Source organism: Flavobacterium sediminis, assembly GCF_003148385.1.
GTDB lineage: Bacteria > Bacteroidota > Bacteroidia > Flavobacteriales > Flavobacteriaceae > Flavobacterium > Flavobacterium sediminis.
The window spans coordinates 666,817-685,555 of record NZ_CP029463.1; the positions used below are offsets into that span (position 1 = coordinate 666,817).

General features: G+C 35.4%; 15 protein-coding genes and 1 pseudogene. 9 read left to right on the plus strand and 7 right to left on the minus strand.

Going from position 1 to position 18,739, the window contains the following annotated elements; genetic code table 11:
* Positions 1-5: 5 nt before the first annotated feature.
* A complete protein-coding gene (argS, locus tag DI487_RS03170; protein WP_109568373.1) occupies positions 6-1,793 on the minus strand; it encodes an arginine--tRNA ligase in 1,788 nt (595 codons plus the stop codon).
* A gap of 223 nt (positions 1,794-2,016) precedes the next feature.
* Between argS and DI487_RS03175 the strand changes: the two genes are divergently transcribed.
* A complete protein-coding gene (locus DI487_RS03175) occupies positions 2,017-4,371 on the plus strand; it encodes a TonB-dependent receptor domain-containing protein (protein ID WP_109568374.1) in 2,355 nt (784 codons plus the stop codon).
* Between the two features lie 38 nt (positions 4,372-4,409).
* On the opposite strand, the gene DI487_RS03180 is transcribed toward DI487_RS03175, so the two are convergent.
* Both DI487_RS03180 and DI487_RS03185 read right to left on the minus strand, forming a co-directional pair.
* On the minus strand, positions 4,410-4,901 hold the full coding sequence (locus DI487_RS03180) for a hypothetical protein (RefSeq protein ID WP_109568375.1): 492 nt from the start codon (positions 4,899-4,901) through the stop codon (positions 4,410-4,412).
* A gap of 27 nt (positions 4,902-4,928) precedes the next feature.
* Positions 4,929-5,393: a hypothetical protein gene (locus DI487_RS03185; RefSeq protein WP_109568376.1), complete on the minus strand. Its 465-nt coding sequence runs from the start codon at positions 5,391-5,393 to the stop codon at positions 4,929-4,931.
* Positions 5,394-5,706: 313 nt separating this feature from the next.
* Between DI487_RS03185 and DI487_RS03190 the strand changes: the two genes are divergently transcribed.
* Positions 5,707-7,224 carry a hypothetical protein gene (locus DI487_RS03190; RefSeq protein WP_109568377.1) on the plus strand — a complete coding sequence of 506 codons (1,518 nt, stop codon included), beginning with the start codon at positions 5,707-5,709 and terminating at the stop codon, positions 7,222-7,224.
* Positions 7,225-7,268: 44 nt separating this feature from the next.
* On the opposite strand, the pseudogene DI487_RS03195 reads toward DI487_RS03190, so the two are convergent.
* Together DI487_RS03195 and DI487_RS03200 are read right to left on the minus strand one after the other, a co-directional pair.
* Positions 7,269-8,275: pseudogene (locus DI487_RS03195) on the minus strand (3-oxoacyl-ACP synthase III family protein).
* Positions 8,276-8,339: 64 nt separating this feature from the next.
* Positions 8,340-9,296 (minus strand): ABC transporter ATP-binding protein, encoded by a 957-nt coding sequence (locus DI487_RS03200; protein WP_109568379.1) that lies wholly within the window; start codon positions 9,294-9,296, stop codon positions 8,340-8,342.
* A 75-nt stretch (positions 9,297-9,371) separates the two neighbouring features.
* Between DI487_RS03200 and DI487_RS03205 the strand changes: the two genes are divergently transcribed.
* Both DI487_RS03205 and htpG read left to right on the plus strand, forming a co-directional pair.
* Positions 9,372-9,980, plus strand: a complete 609-nt coding sequence (locus DI487_RS03205; protein WP_109568380.1) for a hypothetical protein — start codon at positions 9,372-9,374, stop codon at positions 9,978-9,980.
* Positions 9,981-10,126: 146 nt separating this feature from the next.
* The gene (gene htpG / locus DI487_RS03210) at positions 10,127-12,013 is read left to right on the plus strand and encodes a molecular chaperone HtpG (protein ID WP_109570590.1); all 1,887 of its coding nucleotides are present in this window, start codon (positions 10,127-10,129) and stop codon (positions 12,011-12,013) included.
* 51 nt (positions 12,014-12,064) lie between these two features.
* Here htpG and trhA read toward each other — a convergent pair whose 3' ends face one another.
* Positions 12,065-12,688, minus strand: a complete 624-nt coding sequence (gene trhA, locus DI487_RS03215; protein WP_109568381.1) for a PAQR family membrane homeostasis protein TrhA — start codon at positions 12,686-12,688, stop codon at positions 12,065-12,067.
* Positions 12,689-12,778: 90 nt separating this feature from the next.
* Here trhA and DI487_RS03220 point away from each other — a divergent pair, with 90 nt between their 5' ends.
* Positions 12,779-13,591 (plus strand): alpha/beta hydrolase, encoded by an 813-nt coding sequence (locus DI487_RS03220; RefSeq protein ID WP_109568382.1) that lies wholly within the window; start codon positions 12,779-12,781, stop codon positions 13,589-13,591.
* Here DI487_RS03220 and DI487_RS03225 read toward each other — a convergent pair.
* Entirely contained in the window at positions 13,588-15,690 is a 2,103-nt protein-coding gene (locus tag DI487_RS03225; RefSeq protein ID WP_109568383.1) for a TonB-dependent receptor domain-containing protein, read from the minus strand. The two genes, DI487_RS03220 and DI487_RS03225, sit on opposite strands and share 4 nt — an antisense overlap.
* 182 nt (positions 15,691-15,872) lie before the next feature.
* Here DI487_RS03225 and DI487_RS03230 point away from each other — a divergent pair, with 182 nt between their 5' ends.
* The 4 genes from DI487_RS03230 (at position 15,873) to DI487_RS03245 (ending at position 18,663) form a co-directional block, all read left to right on the plus strand.
* Positions 15,873-16,760 carry a DMT family transporter gene (locus DI487_RS03230; RefSeq protein ID WP_109568384.1) on the plus strand — a complete coding sequence of 296 codons (888 nt, stop codon included), beginning with the start codon at positions 15,873-15,875 and terminating at the stop codon, positions 16,758-16,760.
* Positions 16,761-16,893: 133 nt separating this feature from the next.
* Positions 16,894-17,595, plus strand: a complete 702-nt coding sequence (aqpZ, locus tag DI487_RS03235) for an aquaporin Z (protein ID WP_109568385.1) — start codon at positions 16,894-16,896, stop codon at positions 17,593-17,595.
* Between the two features lie 40 nt (positions 17,596-17,635).
* Complete coding sequence (locus DI487_RS03240) at positions 17,636-18,235, plus strand: alpha-ketoglutarate-dependent dioxygenase AlkB family protein (protein WP_109570591.1); 600 nt, start codon at positions 17,636-17,638, stop codon at positions 18,233-18,235.
* Positions 18,236-18,384: 149 nt separating this feature from the next.
* The gene (locus DI487_RS03245) at positions 18,385-18,663 is read left to right on the plus strand and encodes a TIGR03643 family protein (RefSeq protein ID WP_109568386.1); all 279 of its coding nucleotides are present in this window, start codon (positions 18,385-18,387) and stop codon (positions 18,661-18,663) included.
* Positions 18,664-18,739: the final 76 nt, after the last annotated feature.

Here is an 18,739-nt window from a genome sequence, read left to right on the forward strand (position 1 = left end):
CTGAATTACATTCGGTTAGGAACCTTAATTCCTAAAAGGCTGAACGCTGTTTTAATCGTATTAGCCACTACTTCGGAAAGCTGTACACGAAGCACTTTTTTAAAGTGATCGGCTTCTCCTAATATCGATACATTCTGGTAGAATGAATTAAATTCTTTTACCAGATCGTAAGTATAATTTGCAATTAAGGCCGGACTATGGTTTGCGGCTGCATTCTGAATTACTTCCGGGAAAAGTTGAACTTGTTTAATCAATTCTTTTTCCTTTTCGTGCAATTCCATTTCTGTTCCGCTTAAGGCTATTCCATTATAATCAAAATCGGCTTTACGCAAGATCGATTGAATACGCGCATACGTATACTGGATAAAAGGCCCTGTGTTTCCGTTAAAATCTACCGATTCAGCCGGATTGAACATCATTTGCTTTTTCGGGTCTACTTTAAGCATGAAATATTTTAAAGCTCCCAAACCTATGGTTTTGTAAAGTGCTGCTTTTTCGTCTTCCGAATATCCGTCTAACTTGCCTAATTCTTCCGAAATGGACTGTGCCGTTTCAGTCATTTCAGTCATCAGATCATCTGCATCTACAACAGTTCCTTCACGCGATTTCATTTTACCGGACGGCAATTCTACCATTCCGTAACTCAAATGATACAAATGGGAAGCCCAATCAAATCCTAATTTTTTCAGGATCAAGAATAATACTTTAAAGTGATAGTCTTGTTCGTTCCCTACAGTATATACCATTCCACCCACATCCGGATAATCTTTTACCCGTTGGATAGCTGTTCCGATATCCTGTGTTATATATACTGACGTTCCATCGGCACGCAATACTAATTTTTCATCTAAACCTTCATCGGTAAGATCGATCCAAACGGAACCGTCCGGTTTTTTGAAGAACACGCCTTTTGCCAAACCGTCCGTCACTACGTCTTTCCCTAACAAATAGGTATTGCTCTCGTAATAATAGCTATCAAAATCGACACCCAAACTCTCATACGTTTTAGCAAAACCATCGTACACCCATTGGTTCATTTTCTTCCACAAAGCTACTACCTCAGCATCGCCTGCCTCCCATTTACGAAGCATTTCTTGCGCTTCTAAAATAGATACTGCTTCCTTTTTTGCTTCTTCTTCCGTTTTGCCTTGCGCAACTAATTCGTTGATCTCTTTTTTATATTGCTTATCAAACTCTACATAATATTTCCCAACCAAATGATCGCCTTTGATCCCGGAAATTTCAGGAGTTTCTCCGTTTCCGAACTTTTGCCAGGCCAACATAGATTTACAAATATGGATCCCTCTATCGTTGATGATCTGGGTTTTATACACTTTTTTACCGGATGCTTTTAAAATTTCGGCAACTGAATAGCCTAATAAATTATTACGAACGTGTCCCAAATGCAAGGGTTTGTTAGTATTGGGCGAAGAATATTCAACCATAACCGCTTTGTCCCCTACAGTTGGCTCCACTTTTCCGAAATCGGGATTTCCTTTAATTTGATTGAAAAAATCGATATAGAAAGAATCTGAAATTACGATGTTCAAAAATCCGGCTACAACATTAAATTTTTCAACGTCATTTACATTTTCAACCAGGTAGGTTCCTATCTTAGTTCCTATCTCAACCGGATTACCTTTTAATTGTTTTACTAACGGAAATACCACCATGGTAATATCACCTTCAAACTCTTTCCTTGTCGCTTGAAATTCAACTTTTTCAATAGTTAAATCAAATAAATCTTTTACGGCTGATTGAATGTGAATGGTTAATGTTTCCTGTAATGTCATTTTTGTTATTATTTTAAAGCTGCAAAGATATTAATTTAGTTGTTAGTTGTCAGTCTCCGATGCTTAGTTTTTTCTCTCCGATCTAAAAAGCAACAGACAATTTCTTCAAAAGAGAATCTCAATCCTGATTTTGTTAAAAAAAACATAATTTTAAGAAGTCCTGTAACAAAACCTTCACAACAAAGTCTACTAAGTATCATCAATCAATCAAACAGTTATTACAATGAAAGTAAATTTTCTGATTTTACTTTTTTTGAGCAATCTTATGTCTTTATTTGCTCAAAACAGCGGATCTGTTTCCGGAAAAGTAACCGACAAAAAAACAGGGGAACCTTTGCCTTATGTTACAGTCGTCGTTAAAGACAATGCTGAAATGCTAACCGGAAGTACTACCACTGATTCCGGAAACTTTGAGATCAATAAACTACCGCTACAGAAACTCAGTCTGGAAATCCAGTTCATAGGCTATAAAACCATTGTTCAGGTCATTGATTTAAGTAGTTCTAAAAAAATAGATCTGGGCACTATTACTATTGAAGAAGATGTATCCCAGTTAGAAGGCGTTGAAGTGGTTAAAGAACGTTCGATCATGGAACAGAAGATCGATCGAAAAGTGATCAATGTCGGGAAAGATCTGATCAGTGCCGGAGCCACTGCCGGAGAGATCATGAATAATATCCCATCGGTTTCCGTTGATCCGCAAACCAATGAAATTTCATTGAGAGGGAATTCTAATGTACGTGTTTTACTGGACGGCAAACCCACCAATATACCGGTTGAACAACTTATGAAACAAATACCATCGGCTTCGATCAAGCAAATTGAATTGATCACCAATCCGTCGGCCAAATACAATCCGGAAGGAATGAGCGGAATCATCAATATTGTGTTGCACAAAAATGCTAATGACGGCTTTAACGGTTCTGTTAACAACGGTATAACTTTCGGAAAAACTCCTAAAACCAATAATTCTTTAGACATGAATTACCGCAAAGGAAAATTGAACTTTTATACCAATTACGGTTTCAATCATGGTTTTTATGCCAATGAGGGGCATTTATCCAGTTTTCAATCCGGAAACGAAAGCGAACAAAGCTTTGATATCAGGAACAAGAATACTTCCCATTTGTGGAAATTCGGAACGGATTACTATATCAACGATAAAAACACCTTATCTGTTTACACTACTCAAAACTGGTTTTCCGGCGATGCCGATGCTAAAACTTTTATCGATTATCTGAACCCGGCGACAACAGATATTGCACAGAATTTCTCTGCTAAGAGCAATGGTAATACACAGGTTTACAATCTGGATTTCAAACATGATTTTGCTAAAGAAGACGAGAATATTGAATTGGAAATAAACTACAACACCTATTCAAGTCCGGAAGACAGTTTTTATTATTACCCGCTGGTTCCGAGTTCAACCACCAATAACACGGCTAATGACAATAAAAATTTCAAAGCTAATCTTGATTATGTCAACCCGCTTACTAAAACGACCAAACTGGAGTTAGGAGCAGAAGCGCGTATCGAATCTACGACCAACAATCTTTACATTGACCAGTTGTACAATTCTGATTTTAAATACGATAGAAACATTTTTTCAGCTTACGGAACATTTGCAAAACAATGGGATAAGTGGAATTTCCAGATCGGTGCTCGTTTAGAACATTATCAGGTGGATGCAATATTTAAAAAATCCGGTCAAGACGATGTTCCTTTTGACGACACTATTTTTACGGTTTATCCTTCCGGTTTTGTTTCTTATACTCCAAACGAAAAGGGGACATTTAATTTCAGTTATTCCAGAAGAGTGGATCGACCAAGTATCGGGCAGGTAAACCCTATCAGAGAATGGACAACTCCTACTTTAGATTCAGAAGGAAACCCATATTTGGAACCGCAATTCACGAATTCCTTTGAATTGAATTATACTCGTACGACTAAAATAGGTTCTTTTACTTCAGGAATATTTTACAGACGGATTAATGACGAGATTACTCGTGTTATGCTGGAACATCCTACAGATCCTAACAAAAATGTTTTGACATTTGACAATTTCAAAGACAACAATGCCTATGGTGCAGAAATTTCCGGAAATTTGAATTTTACCAAATGGTGGAGTGCAAACTTTGGCATTGATGCTTATTTCAGAACGCTCAGAGGTTATGTAGGCGACATTTATGTAGAAAAAGACGCTACTCTTTTTAATGCTCGTGCTAACAACACCTTTAAAGCAACTAAAGATTTACGTTTTCAGCTTTTCGGTTTTTACCGGGGAAAAGATGTTTCTTTACAAATGACACGTAAAACTATGTGGCGAAGTGATATTGGTGCCAGCTATAATGTTTTGAAAGGGCAAGGAACGATCAGCGCTCGCTTTAGTGATATTTTCCATACCATGAAAGCACAATTTGAAAATGATCTGCCTTATCCTCAAGTCGGAAAATTCACTTGGGAAAGTCAAACCTTATACATCGGTTTCAATTACCGATTCGGAGGTGGCAAAAACAGAGCTTTACAGCGCAAGCAACGTGATAAAAATGAAACACAAGGTGGCGGCGGTATGTTCTAAAAGCTAAAAAAGCGTTCCGAATGGAACGCTTTTTTCAATCAAAACAAAAAAATCATATAGATCAGGATTCCTTCTGCTATTCCTGTTATTATACTCATTCCTAAGATATCTTTAATCTTACTTTTCAAAAAGAATACGACACATAGAATGGCCATAATTGCCGCTAATAATATTTCTAATGCGTCTATTTCTGACAGCAAATAGGTTAATGCGGTAAAAACCATCGTTACTGCTACAGCTACAGCACTAAACTTGAGGATTTCTTCTCTGTTGTAATTTCCTTCTCTGAACCCATGATGCAATTCTCGCAATATAGACAGGACAAATAGCAAAGGAACTACCGACAGGAACGGTGCAAAGATCACTTTAATCCCTTTTACTATAGCCAAATCATTGTAGAAGAAAAAGGCTATGGCTGTTAAGGCTAATAAGCCCGTAACAATTATAGATTGAAAAGTAAATAACAATTCCCGTTTTTTTGAATTATTTGCCTGGTTTAATTCTTGGTGAGTCGGATCTGAAAAATTCATATTTATTTGATTTAATGATTATAAAATTTAGTTTATAAAAAAGAAAACATGGATAGCCAATGCCATTAACAAGCCGCTTAAAATACCGTTTGCCTTTAAATTATTGTACAGGATATAATTGAGCACATAACCACTGATCGCTGTTGAATTCATCAGATGAGCAAAAATTAAGTTCTTCTCTAATGACAACTGCATCCGTTCCAGTAGTTGCAAGATGGCTAAAACCATTATCACTGTTACAACCAACAACAATATTGCCGGCTTTTGATTTTTTAATTTAGCTTCTTCTGAATTTTGGGGTAGAAAGCGTTCAATCCATATAAAACGTATAAAAAAAATCACCGGTACCGGAAATAGTATTGCTGCTACAATCTTTAATACATCTCTGACGCTCTTAATATCATCATACCCTAAAAAAACCAGATACAGGAACACCGTCACTGAAACTCCGGTCATGATCAAAAAAGCTTTATTTAACTGTTTTAACTGCATGTGGTTATTTTGAATAGCAATTTACTCCTACAGTGGCACGCTTAGACAAATAGCTAATACAACTAGTGTATGTTTTTCCTGTTTTGGTCAGGATACTTTTCGAATAAACCATCAGCGTAAGTATCCCTATTACAATTACTACCGTTTTTACTATACTTTTCATAATTTCTTTATTTGTAATGTTGCCACAAAGCTGCTACAGTTTGCAAAAACTTTAAACACACAATCATCATAAAACTGACGATTATTTTTTAGACAATTAGACAAAAACACTTATTTTTACTGAAATTTCTAAAAAAAATCTAACGATTAAATGAATGATTTAAACCACATCATTTCCAGTCTTTCATCAGAAGAACAAACTCGTTTTACAGAATACCTAAAAAAAAAGAACAGACGCAATGACACTAAAAACATCCAGCTTTTTAAACTTATTTCCAAAGATCATTTAACCTCTGAAGCGCTTTGTAAAAAACTCTATAAAGACGGGAATAAAGCGGCTTATCACGCTTTGCGAAAAAGACTGCTCCAGTCTCTTATCGATTTTATAGCAAACATCAGCATTGAAGAAGAAAATTCTGTGGATATGCAAGTTATAAAGTACATTTTAGCGTCTCGCACTTTTTTATTGAACAACAAATCTATAATAGCGTATAAACTATTGCACAAAGCAGAAATACTGGCTCAAGAGCACAACCTTTTTGCTATTTTAAATGAAATTTACCACACTAAAATACAATATGCCCATACCAACCCGAGCATTGAACTGGAAGCAGAAATAGAAAAATATAAGGTCAATCAAAAAAAACATCAATTAGAGGATCAGTTGAATATGGTCTATGCTAAAGTGAGACTGACACTGAACCAAATTACATACAAAGGCAAGACCATAAATTTTCAAATGCTATTTGAATCCATTCTCAAAGAACATAATATTAGCCTTGAAGAAGCAGTATCCTTTAAATCGGTTTATCAGTTGATGACGATCATAAGTATTTCTGCTTTTGTGACGAACGATTACTTACAAGTTGAACCTTTTTTGATCTCTATTTACAAAACTATTAAAAACCAGAAGGACAAAGACAAACAAGCTTTTTATCACATTCAAGTCCTTTATCTGATCTCAAATACGTTATTCCGAAATAAGAAGTTTGAGAACTCTTTAGCATACTTAGATCTGATGCGGCAAAAAATGCTTGAGAAAAATAAAAAGCACTACAATACCTTTCTTTTAAAGCACTATAAGCTTTTAGCCCTGAACTATAATTTTTCAAATCGGCAAGAGGAAGCCATAGCGCTACTGGAATCTGTAAAGAATAAAAAGCACAACGATATAGAATCGCAATTAGACATTCATCTAAGCTTAGTCATGTTCTATTTTCAGAAAGGATCACTTAAAAATGCCCAGACTATTTTATCCAAACTCTACCATACAGACAATTGGTATATGGAAAAAGCCGGGAAAGAATGGGTCATCAAAAAGAACCTTATCGAGATCTTATTGTATATCGATCTGAACCTCATTGACCTTGTAGAATCGCGTTTGCTGAGTTTTAAACGAAGCTACTTCAAATACCTTCAAGAAATTAATCAGGAACGGGTCATTACTTACCTGCAACTCATTGAATATTATTATAAAAACCCTGAAAAAGTCACCTCCGGGGCGTTTAAAGAAAAAGTCGAAAACTCCTTTGTATGGATCAGCCCGGATCAAGAAGATATTTTTGTCATGAGCTTTTATGCCTGGTTGAAAAGCAAAATGGAAAACCGTACGTTATATGAAACGACAACAGACTTGATTGAGCAATCAAAAACCATTGCCAGTAACTAAAAAAGCGTTCCACTTGGAACGCTTTTTTATATTTTATATCATTTTTACCAGCGAATTATAACACTTCCCAAGTAAATCCACTACCAAAAGCGGCTAAAACAACTACATCACCTTCTTTTATTTTTCCTTTTTCCCATGCTTCCGTTAAAGCAATAGGAATAGAAGCAGCAGTTGTATTACCGTATTGTTGGATATTATTGTACACTTTATCATCCGGTAATCTGAACTTTTGCTGGATAAATTGTGAAATTCTCAGATTAGCTTGATGCGGGATCAACATATCAATATCTGAAACCTGTAAATCATTAGCCTGTAAGCCTTCCATAATCACTTCACTGAAACGCACCACTGCATTTTTAAATACAAACTGACCGTTCATGTGCGGATAATAACTTTCATCTTCCGGATTGTTATCTCTAATAATATCTGTTACCCAACGTTTTCCCATTCCCGGAGCAATCAAAGCCAGCTCTTCAGCATGTTGCCCTTCAGCATGTAAGTGGGTTGATAAAATTCCTTTTGAAGCATCTTCCGTTCTGGACAAAACAGCAGCTCCAGCTCCGTCTCCGAAAATAACAGAAACGCCTCTGCCTCTCGTTGTCATGTCCAAACCTCTGGAATGTACTTCAGAACCAATCACTAAAATATTCTTATACATTCCGGTTTTAATGAATTGGTCTGCAACTGATAATGCATAGACAAATCCCGAACATTGATTACGAACATCTAACGCTCCTACAGTTCTTAATCCCAACTCTCTCTGTACCAGAACTCCGGGACCCGGAAAATAATAATCCGGACTTAAAGTAGCAAAAATGACGAAATCAATAGCATCTGTTTCTAATCCTGCCCTTTCAATAGCTACTTTTGCGGCTTTTACACCCATTGAAGTTGTAGTATCTTCAGGAGTATTAACGTGTCTTCTTTCTTGTATACCGGTACGTTCCTGAATCCATTCATCGTTTGTATCCATTATTTTGGATAGGTCATCATTGGTTACAATATTATCCGGCACATAATATCCTAACCCGGTTATTTTTGAGTGATACATGTTTGATTTAGTTTGTGGCGCAAATTTACTAATTTATTAAAAAACACCTAACTAAATTATTTTTTTAGCGGTTTAACCTCAAAAAGACCTCTTCATTTTTATTTATTTCAACTGTCGAATTAAAATAGACCTTTTCACCATCATGCTGTGCTTCAACCAGATAGTGACTTCCAGAAAAATAGCTCTTCAATACTTTTACCCGCAACGCAGATCTTTCTACTAACTGTAATTCATGCGGATAACATAAAACAAAATCTTCTTCCTCAGATGTAGGTTGAAGTTCAAAATAATGAGCAGGAATTTTACTTACTTCCCCGAAAAGGGATGCTGTATAAAAGCTCTGAGGTTCTTGATATATACTTTGAGTCGTTCCTGTTTCAAGTAATTCTCCGTTTTTCATAACTAAAACTTCATCCGAAAAAGAAAGTACATCCTGAACGTCATGCGTGGCTATGACACAAGTGATTTGTTTTTCTTTCAGGTATTGAAAAATCTTTCTTCTCAAACTATTCTTTCTGAAATTATCAATATGACTGAAAGGCTCATCTAACAGTAATACTTCAGGTTCTTTAGCCAAAACTTTAGCCAGAGCTACTCGTTGCATTTGCCCGCCGCTTAAAAATTTGGCTTTAACCATTTCAAATTCAGTCATTTCAACCACATCTAAAAGTTCGTCTATTCTGGCTTTCTTATCTTCTAAAAAAAAGTTTGACAAAAACTTCCCTACATTTTCAGCAACTGTAACATAAGGCATTAAATCAAAATCCTGAGCCAGATATTTCATATAAGGCATTCCGGGAACTAAATTGAACTTCGGCCCGGTCACTAAGCCCTCTTTCCAATGGATGCTTCCGTAATCCGCATCATATAAACCGTAGATCAGCTTAAGCAAAGTACTTTTACCGCAACCACTTTCCCCGATAATCGCTAAATTATTTCCCTTTGTAACAGAAAAATTAATTGTTTTTAATATTTCCTTGTCATTCTCATAAAAAAAGCTCAGATCTTTTACTTTTAGCATTCTGTATATTTTTTAACAAAAATAAGATACTTAATCAAAATATTTTTAAATTGCGCCAGTTTTAAGATTTGCCCCATGAAAAAAACAACCAAGATAATAGTATTATTATCACTACTGACTTTTAACCTATCCGATTGTTTTGCACAGTATTATAAATATGCCTTAAATATAAATTACGGGTTAAGTGGTGTTACTGATCCCAGTATTCAGAATTTTTCACACATAGGAGGAGGTTTTAGCTATGAATTTGATGAAACATACGCTCTTCAACTTGATTTTGGTTCTGACCAATACCGTTTATTCAATACTGCATTGAATAAAGAAGGCGGAGTAGACATGTTTCGCGTTTCTTTACAAGGAGTCATTAACCTCTCTACTATTTCCGACAGTCAGCGCGTTTATGACCCCATCAATGTTTTAACACATGCCGGATTCGGTTATTCTAGTGTTAAATCAACAGTTCTGGAAGGAAATGATAAAACAGTAAATTTTTTAGGTGGTATTACGCCGAGATTTCGAATCAGTAACAACCTATATTTTACACTTGATGCAACTGCCATTTTTGTATTTTCACAACATTATAATTTCGACGGAAATCTTTCCTACGAAAATGTAGTTAACTCATTTACGTCGATTACCTATAACTTAACTGCCGGAATCACTTACCGATTCGGGGAATATTAAGATTTAAACCAACCTAACTATTTTTCATGTAAAGTCCTTTTTCTAATTGAAAAAGGATTTTTTTATGTCATTTTGTCACCAAAACCATTTTGGTACTCTATTTGAAAAAAGTTAACCAAATTATGTCTAATCAAAAATTTAACAATATGTCAAGTGGAAAAATCAATGTTTCAGTAGAAAACATCTTTCCTTTAATTAAAAAGTTCTTATACAGTGATCACGAGATCTTTTTACGTGAATTGATTTCGAATGCAACCGATGCAACTTTAAAACTAAAACATTTAACCAGCATTGGTGAAGCTACTGTAGAATATGGCGATCCCATGATTGAAGTTAAAATTGATGCCGAAGGTAAAAAACTACACATTATCGATCAAGGTTTAGGGATGACTGCTGACGAAGTGAAAAAATACATCAATCAGATCGCTTTTTCTGGGGCAGAAGAATTTTTGGAAAAATACAAAGATACTGCCAAAGATTCAGGCGTGATCGGTCATTTTGGTTTAGGTTTCTATTCTGCTTTTATGGTAGCCAATAAAGTAGAGATCATTACCAAATCATACAAAGAGGAACCGGCTGCTCACTGGACTTGTGACGGTAGCCCGGAATTTACATTAGAAACTGCTGATAAAACAGACCGAGGAACTGAGATCATTCTTCACATCGCAGATGACTCAACTGAATTCTTAGAGGAAAGCAGAATCCGCGAGTTACTAGTAAAATATAACAAATTCATGCCGATTCCGATCAAATTCGGAACGCGTAAAGAAGCATTGCCAAAACCGGAGGATGCCGGTGAAGATTACGAAACGGAATACAAAGAAATAGATAACATTATCAACAATCCGAATCCGGCTTGGACCAAACAACCTTCGGATCTGACGGATGAAGATTATAAGAGTTTTTACCGCGAATTGTATCCGATGCAGTTTGATGAGCCTTTATTCAACATTCACCTGAATGTAGATTATCCGTTCAACTTAACCGGAATTTTATATTTCCCTAAATTATCGAACGATTTACAAATTCAGAAAGATAAAATTCAATTGTACCAGAATCAGGTTTTTGTAACGGACAATGTAGAAGGGATCGTTCCGGAATTCTTAACCATGTTAAAAGGTGTTATTGATTCGCCGGACATTCCGTTAAACGTTTCCCGTTCGTATTTACAAGCTGATGGTAATGTGAAAAAGATCTCAAACTACATTACCCGTAAAGTTTCCGATAAACTAAAATCGTTATTCAATGAAAATAGAGAGGATTTTGAGCAAAAATGGAATGACATCAAAATCGTTTTAGAATACGGAATGCTTTCGGAACCTAAATTCTACGAAAAAGCAGGCGACTTTGCATTATATCCTACTACCGAAGGGAAATACTATACTTTAGCCGAATTAAAAGAAACTTTGGCACCTACACAAACGGACAAAGACGGTAATCTGATTGTACTATATGCTTCTAACCAGGAAATGCAACACAGTTATATTGAAGCTGCCAAAGAAAAAGGATACGAAGTATTAATATTAGACTCTCCTATTGTTTCGCATTTGATCCAGAAATTAGAAGCTGATAATGAAAAACTAACCTTTGCTCGTGTAGATGCAGATCACGTAGAGAATTTAATCAAAAAAGAAGAAGAACAAATTTCAAGACTTTCGGAAGGCGAAAAAACAAAATTGAAAGACTATCTTGAAACGGTTGTTCCAAAAGAAAAATACAGCGTTCAATTAGAGGCAATGGACAGCAAATCTGCTCCGTTCATCATCACGCAACCGGAATTCATGCGAAGAATGAAAGAAATGAGCCAAACCGGTGGTGGCGGAATGTTCGGAATGGGGAACTTGCCTGAAATGTATAATCTAATAGTAAATACTAATTCTGACTTGGCCGGTTCTATTTTGAATGTAGAAAATGAAACCGAAAAATCAGCTTTGGTAAAACAAGCATTAGATTTAGCGAAACTATCGCAAGGATTATTAAAAGGTGAAGAATTAACGGCTTTTGTAAAACGTAGTTTTGAAACTTTGAAGTAAAAATATTTTTTTCATAACAAAAATCCCGCTCAATGAAGCGGGATTTTTTATTTAAACAATAGTATATATCATAAAGTAATGCGAAATACTTCCACCTAACACAAACAGGTGCCAGATAAAATGACCGTACGGAATTCGCTTAGAAGCATAGAAAATAGTTCCCAGCGTGTAGAAAGCACCTCCGACAGCCATAAAAACCAAAGCTTCAACAGAAAGCAAATGAATCAGTTCTTTTACTTGAGCCACAACCAGCCACCCCATAACGAGATAAACGATCAGAGATAATTTTTCGACCTTTCCGGTTAAGAACAACTTCATGATCAAACCGGCCGTAGCAATACTCCAGATAATGAAAAACAACGTCCACCCGGAAGTTTGTTCTAAAGTAACTAAACAAATCGGGGTATACGTTCCGGCAATCAGCAAAAAGATACCGATATGGTCAAAGATTCTCGCTTTCCGCTTTTTAACTTCATGTGAAATGGCATGGTAAACCGTTGAAGCGGTATACAATGCAATCACACAAAAACCGTAAATCCAAATACTCAGAGTACTAAAACTGCTTAGCCCTCTGTTTTTGAGCAATAAAAACACCAATCCGACAACGCCCAAAACAATCCCTGCAGCGTGTGAAACCGTATTTAAAAACTCTTCTTTATCCTTGATCTTTAGCATTTTATTTTTTTATTTTATTCCTTTCATAAAGGTACCAAAATTATACCAATTTGAATTTATAAATTGTATTTTTGGCAAAAACAGGCTAAAATGACACGCTTTTTTCAGATTTTAACACTTAGTATCATAACATTGACTGTAAATGCTCAGGAAATTTCCAAAAAAGCTTTTACTATCGGCGAACAAATTGAATGGTTCTCAAAAGAACTCAATGAAAAAAGAAGTCTGAATATTTTTCTTCCGCAGGATTATAACTCCGATAAAAAATATCAGGTGATCTATTTACTTGATGGTTCTTCTCATGAAGATTTTTTGCACATCTGCGGATTGGTTCAATTTTTTGATCTGCAATTTCAAATGCCTGAAACTATTGTTGTAGGGATCACGAATGTAGATAGAAAACGGGATTTCACTTTCCCAACTACTGATAAAGAACTTCAAAATGAGTTCCCGACAACCGGCGGGTCGGAACGATTTATAGCCTATCTTGAAAAAGAAGTGCAACCTTATATTAACACCAACTATCCGACCAATGGAACCAATATCATCATCGGACAATCACTGGGTGGTTTGTTAGCTACAGAGATCCTATTGAAAAAACCGGAACTCTTCACACATTTTTTAATTACAAGCCCAAGTTTGTGGTGGGATAACCAATCGTTGCTTAAAGACGCTAAAACACTTTTAAGCCAACACGATTACCACAATACTTTTATTTATCTAGCCGTTGGCGAACAAGAACATAAAGTAATGGTCAAAGATGCGCAGACACTTGAAAAATTATTAACAGAACGAAAAGATTTGAAAATACACTTTGCCCTGTTTCCGGAAGAAAACCATGCTACCATTTTACATAACAGTATTTACAAGGCTTTCCTGTTGCAATATCCTCTGAAGAATTAGTTATTCAACAACCCACCTTCTTCTTTTTTGTCATTGTTAAGCATGTTGTTCTCTACTTTTGCCAATCTGTTTTTCGTAGGAATCTTGTAATTCAACGAAAACCCTACTCTTCTTGAATCGTATTTACTATCGTACAACAAGTTGGTTCCTATAGCTCCGAGTTTCTGTTTATTGGTATTAAAAACATCATTTATATAAACGGACATCGACAAATTATTATTCAAAAACTTTTTAGAGAATGTCAGATCAAATTGCTGACTTAAAGGATATCTGATAGCATAATATTGATAATTCCCTCCTTTTGTTGAGGTATTATAATTGGCCGTAAATTTAATTTTTGCCGGTAATTGAAGTTGCGACATCAAATTAAATACCCAAAACCCTTTATAATCAATATCGTCCAAAACATGTTTTTGATGTCCCACATAGAAATACATAAAATTAATTTCGTCAGGATTAAAATTAAAACTTAAGGTTTCTTTTAAACCTTTTGTAAACAGCATATAAGGTATAGGCAATCCGAAATTAAAATTGTGGACAGTCAGTCTAGGAACGTTAATCGAGGTACTTGCAGCACCGTCATTGGTTTGTATAATTCTATTAACCACCTGATTATTGGCATCACTAACGGAATACCCTATAAAGAAATATTCGTATGCACTTAACCGGATCTCATAGTTGTCAAAAATCGTAGGATCTAAATTAGGATTTCCGTAAAATGACACATTCGGATTCTGATAATTGGTATTATTAGGGTTTAACGCATAAGTATTAGGTAAGCTGATCTTTTTATTGTAATTAGCATTAAAAGAAACCTGCTCCATTAAGTTGTACTGAACGGTAGCATTCGGAAAAAACTTCACTAAATCAAAAGGCGTTAAAGAACCTGTATCTGTATTTCCTTCAATTTTATAAGATTCCAGTCTTCCTCCTAAAATAAAATCAAACTTTTTATATGTCGTTTGCCATTCTGTATACGCCGCTAATGTTGTTCGCCAATAATCTAAATTTTCTGTCCCGAAACTTTTGGTTGTAAAATCCAATCGGTCCGCTAAAGCACCTACACTCCATTTCGATTCTTCTAAGAAATTGACTTCTTGCGAATAATCCGTTTTAAATTGATAGAATTTCTGGTCTGATAAATTTTCAAGTCCGAAACTATTCGTATCTCTGGATAAAAGCCCGAAATCATTAGTGTTTACATTATAATTGAATCGAAAATCAAGTTTCTTTGTAATGTCTTCAAATCGTTTCTGATAGGTCAGCATAACGTCATGACGGTCTATGTCTGTCATCCCTTTATCAGAAGAGGTAAAACCAAATCCTTCCGCATTAATATAAGACGTATTAGCACTGGTGTTAAAATCATAATTCACTAACAGACGATCTTTCTTAAAATCAAATTTTAATCCTGTTTTGATGAAATAAAAACGATTAATTCTATCCGATACATTTTTAGAAATAACCTCATCCGGACTATAGAAGTTACTCCTTTGATAAGATTCGTTATAACTTTGGCCAACCTGTACCTGCCAACCCAGAATACTATTTTTAGCACTTACCAGTAAACTGTTGTTGAACTTATGTCTCGAATCATCATATTTGGTATAACTATAACCGTTAGAATATGTCGCCGTAAGATAATTCTTTGCTCTTTTTGAAGTCACAATATTAATAATAGCCCCTCCCGAAGTCGCCGGAAATTCAGCTCCTGGTTGTGTGATCACCTCTACTTTTTCTATAGCATTTGCCGGTAAGCTTTCTAAATAAGAGTTTAACTCATTCGAATAAATATTAAGAGGTCTCCCGTCCATATAAACCTCTAACTGCTTCCCTTGATACATCATCCCGGCAACATCTGAAATAATTAATCCCGGTAACTTTTTCAGCCCTTCCATTACTGAACCGGAATTCAGATGAGCTTGCTCAGAAAAATCAAAAATGGTTCGATCTGCTTTTTGCTCTATAGCTTTTTTCTTTTGTACTACTATAACTTCGTTTAATTCTTTCGTTTTTAAACTATCTTGTGCTGCTTTGTTTTGGGCTTTTGATACATTCGAAATACAACTCAAAGCAATCAGTAATACAAAAAATCTCATGGGCTTTCTTATCAGGTTGGTTAAATAAACTATACTACTTTAGTCACAATTTTTAGCTGTATGTTACACATTAACCCTTATTTTTCTTTAAATCAGGCTTTACCTACTAAAAAACAGGACGACCATACTTAAATAATCCTATTCTAAATTTATTATCTTTGCGCCCCTTAAAAAAACAGAAAATGTCAAACAATGCTATATTCAAAGGAGTTGTACTTGTAGGAATCGGAGCCATAAGTTATGGCCTTCTGGCTACTTTCGTAAAATTGGCCTATAAAGAAGATTATACTACGGCTGAAGTAACACTGGCACAATTCATTTACGGCTTAGTCGGTGTGGTTATTTTAATGGCAATTTCTAAAAAAAAGAAAAAAGAAAAAGATCCTACTACCCGAAGAGATATTACAGCATTAATAGTTGCCGGAACATCTCTGGGACTGACCAGTGTTTTCTATTATTTGTGTGTAAAAGAGATCAATGTTTCAATTGCTATTGTACTTTTAATGCAAACCGTATGGATGAGTGTTCTGCTGGAAGCTATTCTTGACAAAAAAATGCCATCTCCTAAAACTTTAATAGCGGTCATTATTGTTTTAGTCGGAACACTTTTGGCTACAAAAATTTACAACCTGCAAGAATTTCCGGGATTGCTTGGTATTGTTTGGGGATTACTGGCTGCTGCCTCATTCACCACGACCATGTATACTGCTAACCGGATAGCTGTCGGAACCCCTAATTTAAAAAGAAGTTATTACATGCTTTGGGGAGGAACGATTGTTGTTCTGATCTTTACTTTCATCACTCAGAATACTCCTTTCAATTGGGAAATCTTCACAAAGTGGGGAATTTTATTAGCACTGTTCGGTACTATAATCCCACCTGTTCTGATGAATGCAGGTTTTCCTAAGACCGGCATCGGACTGGGAAGTATTGTGTCATCACTTGAACTTCCTGTCTCTGTCTCTATGGCTTACTTTATTTTAAATGAAAAAGTAGAGGTCTGGCAATGGTTCGGAATCTTTTTAATCCTTATCTCAATTGTGATTATAAACTTAAAAACCCGAAAATAGAACCATAGCTCTATTTGCACATCTTCAATATTTAAGTTTTTTTACGTACCTAAAATAATTATTTGTAAAAATTTTAACTATAAAAGTATTTTTTTGTATACTTTTAATATACAAATATTAAAAGTAAATTTTTATGAAAAAATTATTTGCAGAATTCTTCGGAACATTTTGGTTAGTGTTCGGAGGTTGTGGTAGCGCCCTTTTTGCAGCCGGAATCCCTGATCTGGGTATTGGTTATGCCGGAGTAGCATTAGCTTTCGGGTTAACAGTCTTAACCATGGCTTATGCTGTTGGACATATTTCCGGAGGTCATTTCAATCCTGCTGTAACACTTGGTCTATGGGCCGGAGGTCGCTTTGATCCCAAAAAAATTATCCCCTACATCATTGCTCAATGTATAGGTGCCATTGCGGCGGCCGGAATATTGTATCTGATTTTATCAGGTAAAGATGATTTTGCAATAGACGCTACACAAGCCGGAGCATTTGCTTCAAACGGTTACGGAGACTTTTCACCGCATGGTTATCCTTTGATGAGTGCTTTCGTTGCTGAATTTATTTTAACCTTTTTTTTCTTATTAGTCATCATAGGTGCCACTGATAAACTTGCCAATACAAAATTTGCAGGGATCGCCATAGGGTTAGCCTTAACACTAATTCATTTAATTTCCATTCCTATTACTAATACATCTGTAAATCCTGCCCGTTCACTTTCGCAAGCTGTTTTTGTCGGTGGCGAACCATTAAGCCAAGTTTGGCTCTTTTGGATCGCACCTGTTTTCGGAGCTCTCATTGCCGGAATTGTTTATAAAAATCTATTGCAAAATAATACATAAAAAAGAAGGGATTGATTTCCCTTTTTTTTATTTTTATCTAATGAGTTTGTTTGGAAACGAAAAAATAATACTGCCTCTTCCGGATGCCACATTTGAGTATTATCCGAATTTCTTAAGTGCAGAAACAGCCAACCGACTATTTGCAAAGCTTTATAAAGAAACGCCTTGGCAACAAGACAAGATTACTGTTTTTGGTAAAACACACCTTCAACCCAGACTAACGGCACTTTACGGAAATGAAGGAAGACTTTATGGCTATTCTGATATTCTTATGAAGCCGCATCCTTGGACCACTACACTTATGTTTATTAAAGATGAAGTAGAAGCATTAACTCATCAGAGATTTACCAGTGTACTCCTAAACCTGTACCGCAATGAAAAAGACAGCAATGGCTGGCATGCAGACGATGAAAAGGAACTGGGGAGAGATCCTTTTATTGCTTCAGTAAGTCTGGGAGCAGAAAGAACATTTCAGATAAAGCACAATACAAACAAAGAAATTAAGCAAAGCCTGACACTTAACCACGGTAGCCTCTTACTCATGAAAGAAGGAAGCCAAATTCATTACAAACACCAACTTCCCAAATCCTCTAAACCTCAAAAAACAAGAATAAATTTAACTTTTCGAACTATTTTTTAAAGATTATTTAAAAAAAGGTTGGTTCGGAAAAAAAATTAAAAAATTTCAAAAAAATACTATCTCCTTCTTTTTTCAATTTATTTTTTTAGTAATATTGACATAGTAAACCAAATAAAAATAAAAAACTTTAGGAATTAATTTTTCATCTGATGAAAAAAAGAAAGATTTCAGAATTTGACAATCAAACGATAGAAAGAATTGTCAATATGGCTCAAGAGGAACGTAGACCTTTTGAAACAATTAAAGAAGAATTCGGTGTTTCTGAAAATGAAGTAACGGAATTGATGCGAACAAAACTTTCTAAAGAGAGTTTTGAAGTGTGGAAGAAAAAAGCGACAGCTAACAAACCTAAACCTAAACCTCAACGATTTAATGACATTGAAGATGACGACTTAGACAGCAAATACTATTTTAAAAATAAATTTTAATCTACCTCCTTAAAATACTCTCTGAATCAGAGAGTATTTTTATTTTTGTGCTGTAACAAAATCAACGTTTTTATTA

Coding starts and splice junctions, on each gene's coding strand:
- DI487_RS03185 (WP_109568376.1), bottom strand. CDS start 5,393: ATGCAGTTAAAACAGTTAAATAAAGCTTTTTTGATCATGACCGGAGTT.
- trhA (WP_109568381.1), bottom strand. CDS start 12,688: ATGCTAAAGATCAAGGATAAAGAAGAGTTTTTAAATACGGTTTCACAC.
- DI487_RS03205 (WP_109568380.1), top strand. CDS start 9,372: ATGAAAAAAACAACCAAGATAATAGTATTATTATCACTACTGACTTTT.
- DI487_RS03200 (WP_109568379.1), bottom strand. CDS start 9,296: ATGCTAAAAGTAAAAGATCTGAGCTTTTTTTATGAGAATGACAAGGAA.
- DI487_RS03175 (WP_109568374.1), top strand. CDS start 2,017: ATGAAAGTAAATTTTCTGATTTTACTTTTTTTGAGCAATCTTATGTCT.
- DI487_RS03225 (WP_109568383.1), bottom strand. CDS start 15,690: ATGAGATTTTTTGTATTACTGATTGCTTTGAGTTGTATTTCGAATGTA.
- DI487_RS03245 (WP_109568386.1), top strand. CDS start 18,385: ATGAAAAAAAGAAAGATTTCAGAATTTGACAATCAAACGATAGAAAGA.
- DI487_RS03180 (WP_109568375.1), bottom strand. CDS start 4,901: ATGAATTTTTCAGATCCGACTCACCAAGAATTAAACCAGGCAAATAAT.
- DI487_RS03220 (WP_109568382.1), top strand. CDS start 12,779: ATGACACGCTTTTTTCAGATTTTAACACTTAGTATCATAACATTGACT.
- aqpZ (WP_109568385.1), top strand. CDS start 16,894: ATGAAAAAATTATTTGCAGAATTCTTCGGAACATTTTGGTTAGTGTTC.
- htpG (WP_109570590.1), top strand. CDS start 10,127: ATGTCAAGTGGAAAAATCAATGTTTCAGTAGAAAACATCTTTCCTTTA.
- DI487_RS03190 (WP_109568377.1), top strand. CDS start 5,707: ATGAATGATTTAAACCACATCATTTCCAGTCTTTCATCAGAAGAACAA.
- argS (WP_109568373.1), bottom strand. CDS start 1,793: ATGACATTACAGGAAACATTAACCATTCACATTCAATCAGCCGTAAAA.
- DI487_RS03240 (WP_109570591.1), top strand. CDS start 17,636: ATGAGTTTGTTTGGAAACGAAAAAATAATACTGCCTCTTCCGGATGCC.
- DI487_RS03230 (WP_109568384.1), top strand. CDS start 15,873: ATGTCAAACAATGCTATATTCAAAGGAGTTGTACTTGTAGGAATCGGA.